Below are 15,752 nucleotides of genomic sequence, written 5' to 3'. Positions count from 1 at the left end.
GTGGAAGAACGCACTTTTCGGTGACAGGGGAACCTGAGGGTGACCGAGCAGTTCAAGGGCTTTCCCGCGGACGCGGACCCGACGCGCGCGGGCCCACCGGCGCGGGAGACCTTCCCGGCCGCCACCGGCAGACGGGCGCTTCCCGTCGTGGAGGCGCTCGAGGAGCGCACACTGAGCTTCAGCGAGCCGCGTGAGGAGGTGGACGACGCCGGCCGCAAGACGCTCTCCCGGGAACCCGCGCGCGCCGGAGCGCAACGCCCTGGTCGGGCGGGACGGCCGGCCCACCCGCGCCCGGGGCCCGGCCGTCGGGCCCCGCCCGCCCGGTCACCGGACCGCCCCCGGCCGCTTCGGACCGCGGGAGTGGCCCGGTTCACATGGCGCACCCGACCCGCCACCGACACGATGGTCTTCGTCACCGGCAGGCTGAAGGGATCACGAATGTTCCGCAAGGTGCTGGTCGCCAACCGCGGTGAGATCGCGATTCGGGCGTTCCGCGCGGGCTACGAACTGGGCGCCCGAACCGTTGCCGTCTTTCCGCACGAGGACCGCAACTCGCTGCACCGTCTGAAGGCCGACGAGGCCTACGAGATCGGTGAGCCGGGCCATCCGGTGCGGGCCTACCTCTCCGTCGACGAGATCGTCCGCGCCGCGCGCCGCGCGGGAGCCGACGCCGTCTACCCGGGCTACGGCTTCCTGTCCGAGAATCCCGAGCTGGCCCGGGCCTGCGAGGAGGCCGGCATCACGTTCGTCGGACCCGGCGCGGACATCCTGGAACTGACCGGGAACAAGGCGCGCGCCGTGGCCGCCGCCCGCGAGGCGGGTGTGCCGGTCCTGGCCTCCTCGGAGCCCTCCACCGACGTGGACGAACTCCTGCGCGCGGCCGACGGCATCGGCTTCCCCGTGTTCGTCAAGGCGGTCGCGGGCGGCGGCGGGCGCGGCATGCGCCGCGTCGAGGACCCCGCCCAGCTCAGGGAGGCCGTCGAGGCGGCGTCCCGCGAGGCGGCGTCCGCGTTCGGCGACGCCACCGTCTTCCTGGAGAAGGCCGTCGTCGAACCCCGCCACATCGAGGTGCAGATCCTCGCCGACGGACACGGCGACGTCATCCACCTCTTCGAGCGGGACTGCTCGGTGCAGCGGCGCCACCAGAAGGTCATCGAACTCGCCCCCGCACCGAACCTCGACCCGGAACTGCGCGAGCGGATCTGCACCGACGCGGTGAACTTCGCCCGCCGGATCGGTTACCGCAACGCCGGTACCGTGGAGTTCCTCCTCGACCGCGACGGCAACCACGTCTTCATCGAGATGAACCCGCGCATCCAGGTCGAGCACACGGTCACCGAGGAGGTCACCGACGTCGACCTGGTGCAGGCGCAGCTGCGCATCGCCGCCGGAGAGACGCTCGCCGACCTCGGGCTCTCCCAGGAGGGCATCACGCTGCGCGGCGCCGCCCTGCAGTGCCGCATCACCACCGAGGACCCGGCCAACGGCTTCCGCCCGGACACCGGCCGGATCAGCGCCTACCGCTCGCCCGGCGGCTCCGGCATCCGCCTGGACGGCGGCACCACCCACGCCGGTACGGAGATCAGCGCGCACTTCGACTCCATGCTGGTCAAACTGACCTGCCGGGGAAGGGACTTCGCCACCGCGGTGGGCCGCGCCCGGCGCGCGGTGGCGGAGTTCCGCATCCGCGGCGTGGCCACGAACATCCCGTTCCTGCAAGCCGTCCTGGAGGACCCGGACTTCGAGGCCGGGCGGGTCACCACCTCGTTCATCGAGCAGCGCCCGCAACTGCTCACCGCACACCACTCCGCCGACCGCGGGACGAAGCTGCTGACCTACCTCGCCGACGTCACGGTGAACAAGCCGCACGGCGAGCGGCCCGACCTGGTCGACCCGCTGACCAAGCTGCCGCCGCTGCCGGCCGGTGAACCGCCGGCCGGCTCCCGGCAGCGCCTGGCCGAACTCGGCCCCGAGGGCTTCGCCCGCTGGCTGCGCGACTCCCCGACCCTCGGCGTCACCGACACCACGTTCCGCGACGCCCACCAGTCGCTGCTGGCCACCCGGGTGCGCACCAAGGACCTGCTCGCCGTCGCCCCGGTGGTGGCCCGCACCCTGCCCGGACTCCTCTCCCTGGAGTGCTGGGGCGGCGCCACGTACGACGTCGCCCTGCGCTTCCTCGCCGAGGACCCGTGGGAGCGCTTGGCCGCCCTGCGGCAGGCCGTGCCGAACATCTGCCTGCAGATGCTGCTGCGCGGCCGCAACACCGTGGGCTACACCCCGTACCCGACGGAGGTGACCGACGCCTTCGTCCAGGAGGCGGCGGCCACCGGCATCGACGTCTTCCGCATCTTCGACGCGCTGAACGACGTCTCCCAGATGCGCCCCGCCATCGATGCGGTGCGCGAGACGGGAACGGCCGTCGCCGAGGTGGCCCTGTGCTACACCGCCGACCTGTCCGACCCGTCCGAGCGGCTCTACACCCTGGACTACTACCTGCGCCTGGCCGAGCGGATCGTCGAGGCGGGCGCCCACGTCCTGGCCGTCAAGGACATGGCCGGCCTGCTGCGGGCACCGGCGGCGGCGACGCTGGTGTCGGCCCTGCGCCGGGAGTTCGACCTCCCGGTCCACCTGCACACCCACGACACCGCCGGCGGCCAGCTCGCCACCTACCTCGCCGCCGTCCAGGCCGGGGCGGACGCGGTCGACGGGGCGGTGGCCTCCATGGCGGGCACCACCTCGCAGCCGTCCCTGTCGGCGATCGTCGCCGCGACCGACCACTCGCAGCGGCCCACCGGCCTGGACCTGACGGCCGTCGGCGACCTGGAGCCCTACTGGGAGAGCGTCCGCAAGGTCTACGCCCCCTTCGAGGCGGGCCTGGCCTCACCGACCGGCCGCGTCTACCACCACGAGATCCCCGGCGGGCAGCTCTCCAACCTGCGCACCCAGGCGATCGCGCTGGGCCTGGGCGACCGCTTCGAGGAGATCGAGGCGATGTACGCCGCCGCCGACCGGATGCTCGGCCGCCTGGTGAAGGTCACCCCCTCCTCGAAGGTGGTCGGCGACCTGGCCCTGCACCTGGTGGGCGCGGGCGTCTCCCCGGCGGACTTCGAGGCGGAGCCCGGCCGGTTCGACGTCCCCGACTCCGTCGTCGGCTTCCTCCGCGGCGAGCTGGGCACTCCGCCCGGCGGCTGGCCCGAGCCGTTCCGGAGCAAGGCCCTGCGGGGCCGCGCCGAGCCCAAGCCCGTGCAGGAGCTGACCGCCGACGACCGCGCCGGACTGGCGAAGGACCGCAGGGCGACCCTCAACCGGCTGCTGTTCCCCGCACCGGCGCGCGAGTTCGAGACCCACCGGCAGACCTTCGGCGACACCAGCGTCCTGGACAGCAAGGACTTCTTCTACGGACTGCGCCCCGGCAAGGAGTACAGCGTCGACCTCGACCCCGGTGTGCGCCTGCTCATCGAGCTCCAGGCCGTGGGCGACGCCGACGAGCGCGGCATGCGCACCGTGATGGCCACGCTGAACGGCCAGTTGCGGCCGATCCAGGTCCGCGACCGGTCGGCGGCCTCCGACGTGCCCGTCACGGAGAAGGCCGACCGGGCCGACCCCGGGCACGTCGCGGCGCCCTTCGCCGGCGTGGTGACCCTCGCGGTCGCCGAGGGCGACGAGGTGGAGGCCGGGGCCACGGTGGCCACCATCGAGGCGATGAAGATGGAGGCCGCGATCACCGCCCCGAAGTCCGGCACGGTCGCCAGGCTGGCCATCAACCGCATCCAGCAGGTGGAGGGCGGCGACCTCCTGGTGGAACTCGCCTGAACCTCCGGCCGGGCACGCGCGTCGGTGCGTGCCCGGCCCGCGTTCCGGCCGGCGCCGCCCGCCGGCGGGGCCCCGCCGGACCACGAACGGACCTGCGAGGGCGGGCCGTCACGGCGTAGGTTGTGGTCGACCCATTCATGCCTCGACCGACGACGGACGGTACCCATGACCGACCCCGCACCGACGCCCGGACCCACGCAGCAGCAGATCGACACGTCGGTGCCGCACTCGGCCCGGATCTGGAACTACTGGCTGGGCGGGAAGGACAACTACCCCGTCGACGAGGAAGCCGGTGACGCCTACACCGCCGTCTTCCCCGGCATCGTCACCATCGCCCGCAGCAGCCGGGCCTTCCTGCGCCGCACCATCACCCACCTGGTCCATGAGGCGGGCATCCGGCAGTTCCTGGACATCGGGACCGGCCTGCCCACGGCCGACAACACGCACGAGGTCGCCCAGCGCCTCGCCCCCGAGGCCCGGATCGTCTACGTCGACAACGACCCGATGGTCCTCGCCCACGCCCGCGCCCTGCTCTACTCCACCCCCGAAGGGGCGACCGCCTACGTCGACGCCGACGTGCTCGACCCGGACCGCATCCTGGCGGCCGCCGCCACCCTGGACTTGACCCGCCCCACCGCCCTCATCCTCAGCAACATCCTGGGCCACATCGCCGACTACGACCGGGCGCGCTCCGTCGTCACCCGTCTGATGGACGCCCTGCCGTCCGGCAGCCATCTCGTCGTCAACGACGGCTCGCGGGGCATCGACCCGGTCTTCGAGCAGGCGCAGGACGCCTACAACGAGAGCGGCGCCGTCCCGTACCACCTGCGCACCGTCGAGCAGATCACGGCGTTCTTCGACGGCCTGGACCTCGTCGAACCCGGCGTGGTCCCGGTCCCCCTCTGGCGCCCGGACGCCGCTTCCCCCGCCCCGGAAACCGTCGCCGAGCACGGCGGCCTCGCCCGCAAGCCGTGACACCCCGCCGTGCGCGGGCGGCCGGGCTCGCCGTCCGCCCGCGCACGGCGCCGCCCCCTCGGGACCCGGCGGCCGGTTCGTGGCCGAGCTCTGGGTGCCCGGGCTGCGGAAGCTCCCACCGGGCCGGTCGGCCACCGTCTGGCATGCCGAGCCGGGCCGCATCGGCCCGGACTCCCATGACGTCCTGCGCCAGCACGTCGTGTCGCACCACTTCCGGTTCGACGAGGCCGAGCGGGCCCGGCTGTTCCGCGGCCCCCACCACTACGTCCGGTCGGCCGAGCTCGACCTCATGGCCCGACCGGCCGGATTCGAACTGGGAACCGGGCACGCGGACGGGAACGGGGCCGAGGCCACCGCCGAGTCGCGCTCCCACGTCTCCGTCCACCGCGTCCCGCCCGCCCCGGCGGCGACGCGTGGACGGGGGACGTCCTGACGCCGGGGACGTCAGCCCCGGCCGCGGCCGGTGAGCAGGTCGCGCACGCGGTCGACCATGCCCGCGCCGGGGGCCAGGGTCCTGTCCCCGGGAGGGGCGTCGGGAGCGGCCGGGTGGGCACGAGTCGGGGCGGTCCTCTTGGCCGAGCGGACCTCGTCCCCGAGGCCGTCCAGAAGCCCGGCGGGGCACGACTCGGCCAGGAGGGGGAAAAGCCGGTCCTCCTCGTCCCGCACGTGCGCGGTGACCGACTGCTTCAGCCGCGTGACGAGGGCGCCGAACCGGTCGTCGCCCGGAGCGCAGCCCTCCAGCTCCTTGAGCGTCCGCTCGATCTCGGCGTGGTCGGCGACCTCCTTGTCGGCCATGTCGTCGCCGTCGTCGACGTACCGGCGCACCGCCGGGTACAGATGCGCCTCCTCGGCGACGGAGTGCCTCACGAGTGCGATGGTGAGCCGGTCGGCGACCTCCCGCTGCCTGTCGTCGCCGGTGGGGAGCGCCTGGATCTCCTCGAAGAGCGCGTCGACCTCGCGGTGGTCAGCGGTCAGCTCCTCGATCACGTTTCCGCCGTGTCCCATCACGTCTCCCGTTCCCTTCAGGCCTGGACGGCTGTGCTGCAACGGATCCTCCGGGCATGCCGGGCGCCCGGCGCGCTGCCGTCTCCCGCCCGATCCGCTCGTGCGGCAGGCGGTCGCTGCTTCGAGGCGCTGCGCACCACTACACCAGCGCCGCGCGCCGCGTGCATCGTCGGCAGGGCCCGTTCGAGTCGGGCCCGCGCGCCGGCCCCGGACGCCGCCGCCGGAACGCCGGCCGGGCGGCGGTCGCCCGCCACCCGGCCCCGCGGCGGTCAGGACGCGCCGTGGTCGCCGACGACGTCCACCACCCAGGTACGGCACCGGCGTCCTCGTAGGTGACCACGACCGCGTTCCCGCCGAAGACGGACCGGTAGGACGTGAGTGCCGCGCGGGCGGCGCCCCGGAAGGTCGGATCGGACGGGGCACGGTGCCCGTGGCCGCACCCGAGGCCGCAGGGGATACGGCCCCGGCCCGGCGGAAGCCTCAGCGCCGCCTGGGCCGCAGCACTCCGGCGAGCAGGACGACGAGCACACCGACGAACGGGACCACCAGCAGGCCCAGCCGGAGGCTGGTGGCGTCGGCGACGAGCCCGACGACGGGCGGGGAGAGCAGGAAGCCCAGGCGCATGAGCCAGGAGACGATCGTCAGGCCCGATCCGGGTTTGAGGCCGGGCAGTTCATCGGCCTCGTGCATGGCCGCGGGGACCAGGGTCGCCACGCCGAATCCGGCCGCGGCGAAACCGAGGATCGTCCCGGGCACGGTGGGCACGGCCAGCGCCAGGCCCATGCCGGCCGCGACGACGAGCCCGCCGGCACGGGCCACGGTGCGCTGGCCGAACCGGTCGACGAGCCGGTCGCCGAGGAGGCGGCCGACGAACTGGGCACCGACCAGGGCGATGTAACCGGTGGCCGCGAGCGTCACCGACGCGTGGAGCGAATCGGAGAGGTAGAGCGCGGCCCAGGAGTTGCCCGCGTCCTCGACGAGCGTGCCGGCCGTGGCGATGAGGACGAGCGCGGCCAGCACGTACCCGGTGCGCAGCGGCGCTGTCACGCGCTCCTGACGCAGCGGCTCCCGGTCCGCGGCGTCCGTTTCCTCCCCGGCCGGCTCGGTGTCGGGCCCGGGGAGGCAGAACCGCAGGGCGACGCAGGCGACGATCGTGAACAGCACCGCCGAGATCAGCAGGTGCTGCCCCCGCGACAGGTCGAGCGCGATCGCGGCGGCGGCCATGGAGCCTCCGGAGACCGCTCCGATGGACCAGATGGCGTGGAAGGAGTTGATGATGGAGCGTCCGTACCGGCGCTGCACCCGCAGGCCGTGGGCGTTCTGTGCGACATCGGTGATCGCGTCCATGGCCCCGGCCAGGAACAGCGCCGCCGCGAACGCCGGCACCGAGCCGGCCAGACCGGCGGCGAGGACCCCGACGCCGGTCAGCAGGGTGCCGGCCACCGCCACGCGCGCCGACCCGAACCGGCGGATGAGCACCCCGGCCGCCAGACCGGCCACGATGGCACCCGTCGGGAACGCCGCGACGGCCAGGCCGTAGGCGGCGTTGCCGATGCCGAGGTCCGCCTTGATCTGCGGATAGCGCGGCAGGAGGTTGGCGAACAGCGCCCCGTTGGTGAAGAAGAGCACGGCGACGGCCACGCGGGCCTGCCGTTCGGCCGGGGCAGGCCGGCGTAGTGCGTCGACAGTCATGCGCGCGAGCCTATATCGGGAGCGTACGAACGTACACTTGCTTCGGCGGGAGGCGGACGGCTCCTCGCGCGGGGGTCAGGAACGCGTCGGACGGTCCGGCGATCGGCCGACGCGGGCGGCGATGGCCCGCGCGCACGGCAGGGACTCGGTGCGGGTCGTGTCCACCTCCAAGTCGTAGAACACCCCCCGGTGCACCACGTCGGCCTGCGACGCGGCCATCCCCCGGACGCGGTCTCCCCGTGCGATCTCGCGGCCTGCGGCGACCGCGCTCTCACACCTGACGCCGACCCACAGCACGGCCAGCCCGTCCAGCGCCTTCCGCCACCGCTGCTGGGACGCCGCTCCCCCCAGGAAGACGTCATCGACGATGACCCTGGCGCCTGCGCGGGCCATCGTCACGATGCCCTCCGTCCAGGCCGCCTCCAGCGCCCGGAAGTCCGCCCCGACGCTCACCCCGCCGTCCGCGGCGAACGTGATGCCTCCCTCCGACGCCTGCATCCTCGCCGGCAGGGCGTCGACGAACGAGTCGCACCCGAACGCCAGCCACGGATCCGGCAACACGTCCTGCAGGCACCGCACGATCCCGGACTTCCCCGAGCTGGAACCACCGTTGAGGATGATCATCTGAGTCGCCACCGTGCCACAGTAGGGCGCTTCCCCCGCGGCACGAAGCGAATTTCGACGGGCACGGGGCCCGGGGCATCGAGGGCATGACCATGCGCGGTGCGGCGGTCGTGCCGTCGTCGTCGAGCCGGCCGAGCCGTGTGGGGGACCGGTGCCGGCCGCGTGGTGGCGCTGCTCGACGCGTGCCGGTGCGTGCCGTACGGCGACCGTGCGGGTGCCGGGGGAGAGGAGCGGCGCCGGGTCCTCGGCGGGGAACGGGGGAGTCGTGGGCCCGGGCGGGGCGTTCACGCTTCCTCCGGCACGACGTCCGCGGGCGCGGAGGGGGACACGTCCGCCCCCGGCGCCACGGGAGCCGGCGTCCGCCGCCGCCCCGCGGCGGACGCCGTGTCTGTCCGTCGTGTCCGTCGTGTCCACCGTGTCCGCACCGGCCGGGCCGGGCATCAGGGCCTCGAGGGAGCTGAGGGCCCGCTGGACGGAGCCGAGGTGGGCCACGACCGCGGCCGACTCCCTCTCCAGCGCCTGCTTCTGGATCTCCAGGCGGGCGAGGTCCTCCTGAAGGCTCTCAGCGGCGATCTCGATGTTGTGCGCCGTGCGGGTTCCCGAGACCCTGTGGTCCCCTCGTCCTCGGCCATTCGCGCTGCACCCCCCACCGGCTCACCCGCGGTGGTGCTCGGCTCGAATGCCGGGATACGGACCCCTCGGGCATCATGGGCGGGAACACACTGCGGAATACGGGTGATTCGGGCGGAGCGCACACGTTCCGGGGCCCGGTCCACGAGGCGGACGTGACGGGTGCGACCGCGACGTTCGACGACCGTGGCCCCCGTGGCAGCCGAGCGGCACACCGTGTGACACGACCGCAGCGTGATCACACCGCCCGGCACCGGCACCCGGAGGAACGGACCGAGAGGTGCCGCAGGCGTGCGCGGCTCTCCGCTGCGGGCAGGAGGCCCGTCCGGCGAGTGCCGCCACGAGACCACGGGAGACCCCGCATGGCCGACCACTACCCGTACCGCATCGCGACCCGGAGAGGGGACCTGACGCTGATCTGGCGTCCCGGAGAGGGCGATGCCCCCGATGAACTCGTCGTCGACGACCTCGGAGGGATCCTCGCGTTCCACGACCTCGGGACGCTGCAGGAGGACTGCGAGCGCAACGATCGGGAGCTCGTCCGGGAGGACGAAGCCGCTCTCGACCTGGTTGCCGTACGGCGGTGGGTCGAGCACCCCGCGCCCGGCTCGGTGTCGGCAGGGCTGCTGCTGGACGCGTGGAACTTCTTCGAAGACCTCTCCCACAGCCTGAAGGCCGGTCCGGGTCTTCCCTCCCAGGGGCCGATCCACGACAGCGCCTACGAAAAGATCTTCGGGGGCGACGCTCTCGACCCGGCCGCCGGAGAGGGAGCCTGGACGGACGGGGAGACCGCGGCCGTGCGCGCATTCCTCCGCGCGGGACTGGATCTCTGGGAGCAGGCCGTGCGGGGGTCGGGCACCGGCTGATCGGCCCTCCGGCACCTCCCCGCGCACCCGGCGCCGCGCCCGGAGCCGCGCCCGGAGCCAGGAGGGGGCGAGCGACACCGGGACCGTTCCGCTCGCGTGGCCCGCACCGCCCGGCGCCGCACCGGACCCGTTGTCAGAGGTCTGTCCTACAGTTCCCGTCACTTGATCACTGCGGGTGCGGGAGGCACGCATGGGGTGGGTGTCGGCAGGCGGCTACGAAGTCGCCCTCGACGACGGCAAGGTGGTGTGCCGCAACACGGCCGGGCGGCGGCTGAAATCCGTACCGTCCAAGATCGCCGACGATCCGGCGGTGGTGGGGCTGCGTCAGCTCGCCGAGTGGCTGGAGCGGCACGAACGGCAGTGCCTGGCCGACGTGGAGCGGTGGATGGTGCGCTCGCTGCCGGTGCCGTTCGCGGTCCTGGCGCGGGTGTGGCCGGACCCGGCCTGGCAGGCCGCCCTCCGCGATCTGGTGGTCACGGGGACGGACGGCGTGGTGGCCGGGTTCCTGCGGGACGCCGACCCCGAGCGCGGCCTCGGCCTGGTCGACCTCGACGGTGACACCGTCCGCCTCACCCCCGGCCTGGTCCGCCTGCCGCACCCGGTGCTCCTCGACGAACTGGAGGAACTGCGTGAGTTCGCCGTCGAGATAGGCATCGAGCAGCGCGCCCAGCAGCTCTTCCGCGAGGTGTGGCACCGACCCGCGGCGCTCGACGCCGAGGCCACCTCCGTCGAGGACCACGCGGGCGGTGTCTTCAAGGAACTGAGGTTCCTGCACGGCCGCGCGACCCAGCTGGGTTACCGCGTGCGCGGAGGCCACGCGGTGTGCTCCGTACTGGAGGACGGCCGCGGCGTCGAGGCCCGGGTGTGGGTCGGCGACTACGACGGCTACGAGGAGACGGAGACCGGCCCCCTGTGCTTCACCGACCCGGCGGGCCGGGTGCTGAAGCTCGGCCAGGTCGGGCCGGTGGCCTGGTCGGAGGGCATGCGCATGGCGGCCGCGCTGTACGCCGGACGCGACATCGAGGACGAGGAGCGTGCGGCATGACGACGCATGACGGCATCACGTACGACGGCGTCGCGTACGACGGGGCGGCCTCCGCCGCACTGCTCGACGCCGGTGCCGTACTGCCCCCGGGCACCACGGACCGGGAGGACGCCGACGTCCTCACCGTCCGCACGTACACGCACCCCGCGCTGGACGGGCGGGAGATCGTCCGGCTGGTGCCGGGCATGCTCGGCGAGGCGGAGGACCTCGCCCTGGACTTCCTCGGACTGGTCCGGGAGCCGCAGACGCACGAGGTCGGGCAGGTGCGCCGGGAGACCCTCGGCTTCCCCGCCTGGGCGCTGGTCAACGACCCGGCGAACGGGCACCACGCGCTGGCGCTGGTCAGGGACATCGAGCGGCTCGCCCGGCAGGCCAAGTCCCGCCCCGGTACCGCCAAGGAGGGCTTCGAGGAACTCGGCGAGCGACTCGGCCGGGCCGTGCCGCACTTCCTGCCCACCTTCTACGAGCAGGCCGCCCGCGTCTTCCTCCAGCACGGGAACACCACGTACGCGGCGGCCTTCTTCGGCAAGGCCCGCGAGGCGGAGCGGGTGCACGCGCTGACCGTGGACGAGGAGCGGCAGCGGGCCGTGTTCCTGGAGTTCGCCTTCGCCGGCGCGCTGACGGTCAAGGCGCTCAAGGAGCACGTGAAGGCCCTCGCGGCGCGGCTCACCCCGGCCGAGGCCTGGGCGCAGTACCGGCAACTGACCGTGGAGCGCTGCGCGGCGGGCATGCCGCCGTACGCGTCCCTGCCCCAGGACGCCCGCACCCTGATCAAGGCCGCGGGCCTGGACCGGGTCACCGAGGAGTGCGCCCTGGTAGCGGACCTGCTCGCGTCGCCCGCGGCGGTCCGGGCCCCCGCGTCCTTCTGGAACACCTACCGGGCGACGCTCGTCGTCCTCGCCGAACGGCAGCCCGCCGTACGGGTCCGGCTGCTGGAGATCATGCCGGCCGGGCTGGGCCGTTCGACGGAGGACGACGAGTTCTGGCTGGCGCTGCTCGCGGAAACCGGCGCCGACCGGCTGCTGACCGGCGAGGCCGAGGCGGACGGGGCCGACGCGGACGGAGTCGACGCGGCTGACTGGCTCGGCCGATGGGCACTGCACCGCAAGCACGGCTCCTCGGTCAGCGGCCGTTCACCGGCCACCCTCGCGCTCGTGGAGCGCATGGCTCCGCGCCTGCGCGCCCAAGGCCGTCCCGTGGACCTCTTCACGGGCCGCTGGCACGCCGCGGCCGACCTCGACCTGCTGGACCTGTGCGCGGCTGAGAGGGTGCCGCTGGCCCTGCCCGAGGCCGACGAGGACGTCTTCCTCCCGCTCGACCAGTGGCTGAAGGAGACCCGGCCCGGCCGACGGGACCTGACGGCCGTCGCGGCGGACCCGGGCTGCCGACGCCTGCTGTACCGGTCCGTCGGGAACCTGAGCGGCCACCGCCCCGGCGCCGGACTGCTGGAGGGACTGGCCGGGCACCCCGTGCTCGCCGAGGTGCTGCGCGAGTGGCTGGACGACACCGCCGGCGAACTGCACGGCGCGGCCGGGCTGCCCGACGCCCGCACGGCGCTGGAACAGCTGCGTCCGTTCCGTGCGATCGCCGCCCGGATCAGCCCGCAGGCCGTCGCCCGGGTCGCCGCACTCGACGTCGCGCCGCTGCTGGGCCGCACCCTGCGCGCCGGCATCCCGGACGAACTGGGCTGGCCCGCCCTCGACGAGGCGCTGCGGCGGCTGGACGCGGATACCCGGCGCGACCGCGACGACACGCTCGGCGTCCACGAGGCCTGGCCGGCGCTGATCCTCTCCCGCAGGCACAGGGTGATCGTCGTGGGGCCGCAGGACATCCTGCTGGAGCACGACCTGCGGCTGCCGGCGGAGCTGGACCGCTGGCAGCGTCCGTCGTTCCGTTACGCGGACGGCGAGCTGCTGGTGATGTGGCGGCACGACGGCAAGCAGTACGGCTACTGGTCGGCCCGCCCGTCCGAGGTGTTCCCGCTCGGCGGCGAGAAGCTCCCGCACTGGTACGGCAGCAGCGACGCGGGCGAGACCTCGATTCCGCTGCCGGGCGGCGGTCGCGCCACCGGCGGGCGCGCCCTGCACGCCGGCGACACGGTCCTGCCGCCCGGCCGCCGCGTCCTCGGGGACGGCACCTCGTACTGGCGCCGGGGACGGCAGGGACGGCAGCAGGTGTGGCTCGAGTACGACCCGGCCACCGGTACGCACGGGCGTGCCTCGCTGCCCGCCTTCCTGCGGTCCGGCATCCGCGAGGGCGCGACCCTGCTCCAGCAGCACTGCGCGGTGCTGCCCCTCCAGCCCGGCCTGGAGCACAGCCCGTTCGGCACGGACGGCACGGTCCTCGGCCACTGGGTGCGCACCGAGGGCGAGGGCGACGGGGCCCGCACCACCGTCGGCACGCCGGACGGCCGGACCGTCACCCTGCCGGCGGCGCACGGCCGGACCCCGGGAGTTCCGGTCGGTGTGCTGCGGCTGCCCGGCGGCGCCGAGTCCGTCGTCGTCGCCCAGTACCGCCAGGTCGCCCTGTGCGCGGGCGACGACAGCACCGGTGTGCGGGAGCTGGGCCGGGTGACGCCGCTGGAGCGGGGCGGCGAGTTCGCCGCCGGCACACGGCTCGTCCCGCCGGTCGACTTCTGGCACGCGCTGCGGCCGCGCGACGAGAACGCGTCGGCGGTCCTGCGGGCGCTGACCGACGAGCAGGCGGACGGGCTGCTGCGCGCCGGGGCCCGGGCGCTGGCGGAGCGGCAGGCGAAGGTGGCGGCGGCCGGCCGGGCGAACACGGCGGACGGGAGCGGGAGCACCTCGGGAGCGGGGGCCGCGAACGCCTCGGGAGCCGGCACCGGAAAGCCCGCCGTCCCGACCGCCGACGAGGTCCTGCGGAAGACCGTCTCCCGCTGCCTGCCCACCCTCACCGAGCCTCGTCTGCTCACCGGCGTCACCGCCCTGGTCCGCGCGGTGCTGCGCCTGGCGGAGTCCGTCGCCACGTTCGTGACGCCTCCGGCGGAGCGGCCCAGGGCGGAACGCGGGCGCATCGAGGGCATGTTCGCCGACTACAGCCCCGAGGATGGCGACGACCGGACGCTGCGCGAGGCGACCGCCGGTCTCGCCCGGATGGAGGGCTGGTGGGGCGGCGGGCAGCGCTGGAACGCGCTGCGCCAGATCCGCGCCGTGAACCACGTCCTGTCCGGGAGGCCCGCCGACGGCAGGCCCCTGCCCGGCCCCTCCCGGCTCACCGGGCCCGCCGACGGGTGGTCCAGCGACGAGTTCACCGTTCCGGGCATCGGCGTGGTGTGGCCGTCCGTGCTGGACGTGCTGCGCCCGCTCGCCTACCGCGCCGCCTCACCGGCCCTGACGGAGGCGCACCGCCGGGCGCTGCTGCTGCTGTTCGAGGCGATCGCGGAGGGCCCGCTGGCCGCGCCCGGGGGCGCGCTGCGCGAGATCGTGCTGAGCGAGCCGCGCGGCAAGCAGGAACGCGTGGGCCAGGTGCTGCGCCGGGAAGGCCGCACCGTCGTCGTCCTCGGCTGCCAGAGCGTCGACCACCACGCGGAGCGGGTGCACTGGCTGGCCCTGGACCACGACCCGGCCGACGCGTTCGGCGCGGTCGCGCACTTCACCCTGGAGAGGGAGACCGCACGCCCGCCGGTGTTCCCGGCCGACGCGCTGACCGCGGTGACCGGGCTGATCCGGGACAAGGGCCCCGCGCCCTGGCAGCCGGAGGCACCCGCCGCCCTGACCGCCGCGACCCGGAACGGGCTGGGTCCCGTGCAGGCGGCCCTGCTGCTCGCCGGGAATCCGCCGCAGCTCACCGACGAGGTGAGCGCCGCCACCGGGCTGAAGCCGCGGCAGAAGCAGCTCGGCGACGCGCTGCTGGACTCGCTGGAGCCCGGCGACCGGACGGCGCTCCTCGGCGCGCTGCTGCCCGGGGACCCCGGTGACCTCTGGACGTCCGGACCGGACACGGACACGGCCGGCCGGGTGTGGGCGGAGCGCCTCGCCGGGGTCGTCCGCCTGCCCGAGGACCTCGCCGGGGAGCTCTCCCTCGCAGGTCTGCCCGTCGGCCCCGTCGAGGAGGTGCTCAACCCGCACCGCACCCCCTGGATCAGCCGCACCACGGTGCAGCGGCCCGGCAAGAACGGCGACCTGGTGCCGGAGGACCCCGCGGCCCTGCCCGGACGGTACGACCTGGCCCATGCCGTGACCGCCCTGGCCGGGCTCGCCTACTTCCTGCCGTACGGGCACCTGCTGCGCGCCGCCCTGCCGGAAGGGCTGGCCGCGCTGCGCCGCCGCGTCGCGGACCCGGGGCTGCTGCTCGACCTCGGCCTGGAGTGGACGGAGAAGGGCTCCTCGACCGCCGCCGAACTGCGCAAGGCGTACGGACTGCCCGCCACCGGCGGTGCCGACGCGCACGGTCTGACACACGTCGGCGAGGCACTGGTGCTGCGCCCCTGGTACGGCGAGCAGGAGACCGTCCTGGTCCGCCCGGGCGCCCTCACCGGGGCGGACGACCCCGTCTTCGCACTGGTCGAGGGGCTCGTCGGGCCCGGGTCGGGCCAGGGCATGCAGGCGCTGCGGACGATCCTGGACGACGGGCTCGCCCGCGCCCTCGCGGCCGGGACCGATCCCGAGGGGCCCGCGGGGTACGCCCAGGACCCCTCCGTCAGCGTGCCCGGTCTGGTCGCCGAGGTCGCCGAGGCCCACGGTCTGGGCGAGGACGCGGCGGCGCTCTACCTGCAACTGCTGGCCCTGCCCGACCCGACGGACCGCAACTGCGCCCGCTGGACGGGCTGGAAGCCCGCCCGGACGAAGAAGGCCCGCACCGAACTGGCGGCCACCGGCCTGGTCGTGGAGGCGAAGCGGACACGCGCCGGACGCACCCTCTTCCTGCCGTGCGGCTGGCTCGACCTGAAGTCCCCCGCGCTGCCGGTGGAGATCTGGAAGCGGGGCCTCTACCCGATCCGCGGTCACTCCCGCACGGTGCCGCCGATGCCGGTGCCCGAACTGTTCACGCGCGCGTGGGACCGCGTCCGCGCCGGCGATGCCCCGGCCTACGAGGAACTCACCACCCGCGCCACCCGCAAGGGCCGCCGCCGATGACCACCG

The 15,752-nt window shown here is 74.5% G+C and carries 8 protein-coding genes and 1 pseudogene; 6 read left to right on the top strand and 3 right to left on the bottom strand.

Going from position 1 to position 15,752, the window contains the following annotated elements; all coding sequences use genetic code 11:
• Window positions 1–438: 438 nt before the first annotated feature.
• From CP969_RS04615 to CP969_RS04605, 3 genes and pseudogenes are all read left to right on the top strand, one after another.
• On the top strand, window positions 439–3,813 hold the full coding sequence (locus CP969_RS04615) for a pyruvate carboxylase (protein ID WP_026085426.1): 3,375 nt from the start codon (window positions 439–441) through the stop codon (window positions 3,811–3,813).
• Window positions 3,814–3,978: 165 nt separating this feature from the next.
• Window positions 3,979–4,788 (top strand): SAM-dependent methyltransferase, encoded by an 810-nt coding sequence (locus CP969_RS04610; protein ID WP_016827697.1) that lies wholly within the window; start codon window positions 3,979–3,981, stop codon window positions 4,786–4,788.
• 64 nt (window positions 4,789–4,852) lie between these two features.
• Window positions 4,853–5,221: pseudogene (locus tag CP969_RS04605) on the top strand (SAM-dependent methyltransferase); the annotation flags it as partial.
• Window positions 5,222–5,232: 11 nt separating this feature from the next.
• On the opposite strand, the gene CP969_RS04600 reads toward CP969_RS04605, so the two are convergent.
• The 3 genes from CP969_RS04600 to cpt all read right to left on the bottom strand — a co-directional run bounded on the left by CP969_RS04600 (window position 5,233) and on the right by cpt (window position 8,109).
• The gene (locus tag CP969_RS04600; protein WP_004992280.1) at window positions 5,233–5,793 is read right to left on the bottom strand and encodes a hemerythrin domain-containing protein; all 561 of its coding nucleotides are present in this window, start codon (window positions 5,791–5,793) and stop codon (window positions 5,233–5,235) included.
• A 480-nt stretch (window positions 5,794–6,273) separates the two neighbouring features.
• Window positions 6,274–7,485 (bottom strand): MFS transporter, encoded by a 1,212-nt coding sequence (locus CP969_RS04595; protein WP_026085427.1) that lies wholly within the window; start codon window positions 7,483–7,485, stop codon window positions 6,274–6,276.
• 75 nt (window positions 7,486–7,560) lie between these two features.
• On the bottom strand, window positions 7,561–8,109 hold the full coding sequence (gene cpt, locus CP969_RS04590) for a chloramphenicol phosphotransferase CPT (RefSeq protein WP_004992285.1): 549 nt from the start codon (window positions 8,107–8,109) through the stop codon (window positions 7,561–7,563).
• Window positions 8,110–9,101: 992 nt separating this feature from the next.
• Here cpt and CP969_RS04585 point away from each other — a divergent pair.
• The 3 genes from CP969_RS04585 (at window position 9,102) to CP969_RS04575 (ending at window position 15,746) form a co-directional block, all read left to right on the top strand.
• On the top strand, window positions 9,102–9,605 hold the full coding sequence (locus CP969_RS04585; RefSeq protein WP_016827702.1) for a hypothetical protein: 504 nt from the start codon (window positions 9,102–9,104) through the stop codon (window positions 9,603–9,605).
• Window positions 9,606–9,795: 190 nt separating this feature from the next.
• Window positions 9,796–10,650, top strand: coding sequence for a DUF4132 domain-containing protein (locus tag CP969_RS04580; RefSeq protein ID WP_016827703.1), 855 nt, complete (start codon window positions 9,796–9,798; stop codon window positions 10,648–10,650).
• Window positions 10,647–15,746, top strand: a complete 5,100-nt coding sequence (locus tag CP969_RS04575) for a hypothetical protein (RefSeq protein WP_016827704.1) — start codon at window positions 10,647–10,649, stop codon at window positions 15,744–15,746. Before CP969_RS04580 ends, CP969_RS04575 begins: the two co-directional genes overlap by 4 nt.
• Window positions 15,747–15,752: the final 6 nt, after the last annotated feature.

Source organism: Streptomyces viridosporus T7A (assembly GCF_008704515.1).
GTDB lineage: Bacteria > Actinomycetota > Actinomycetes > Streptomycetales > Streptomycetaceae > Streptomyces > Streptomyces viridosporus.
This window is presented reverse-complemented; position numbering and strand designations above follow the sequence as displayed.

What these genes read in the sequence shown, in the direction of transcription:
- CP969_RS04610 (WP_016827697.1), top strand. Translation starts at nt 3,979, where the DNA reads ATGACCGACCCCGCACCGACGCCCGGACCCACGCAGCAGCAGATCGAC.
- CP969_RS04600 (WP_004992280.1), bottom strand. Translation starts at nt 5,793, where the DNA reads ATGGGACACGGCGGAAACGTGATCGAGGAGCTGACCGCTGACCACCGC.
- CP969_RS04615 (WP_026085426.1), top strand. Translation starts at nt 439, where the DNA reads ATGTTCCGCAAGGTGCTGGTCGCCAACCGCGGTGAGATCGCGATTCGG.
- CP969_RS04585 (WP_016827702.1), top strand. Translation starts at nt 9,102, where the DNA reads ATGGCCGACCACTACCCGTACCGCATCGCGACCCGGAGAGGGGACCTG.
- CP969_RS04580 (WP_016827703.1), top strand. Translation starts at nt 9,796, where the DNA reads ATGGGGTGGGTGTCGGCAGGCGGCTACGAAGTCGCCCTCGACGACGGC.
- CP969_RS04575 (WP_016827704.1), top strand. Translation starts at nt 10,647, where the DNA reads ATGACGACGCATGACGGCATCACGTACGACGGCGTCGCGTACGACGGG.
- CP969_RS04595 (WP_026085427.1), bottom strand. Translation starts at nt 7,485, where the DNA reads ATGACTGTCGACGCACTACGCCGGCCTGCCCCGGCCGAACGGCAGGCC.
- cpt (WP_004992285.1), bottom strand. Translation starts at nt 8,109, where the DNA reads ATGATCATCCTCAACGGTGGTTCCAGCTCGGGGAAGTCCGGGATCGTG.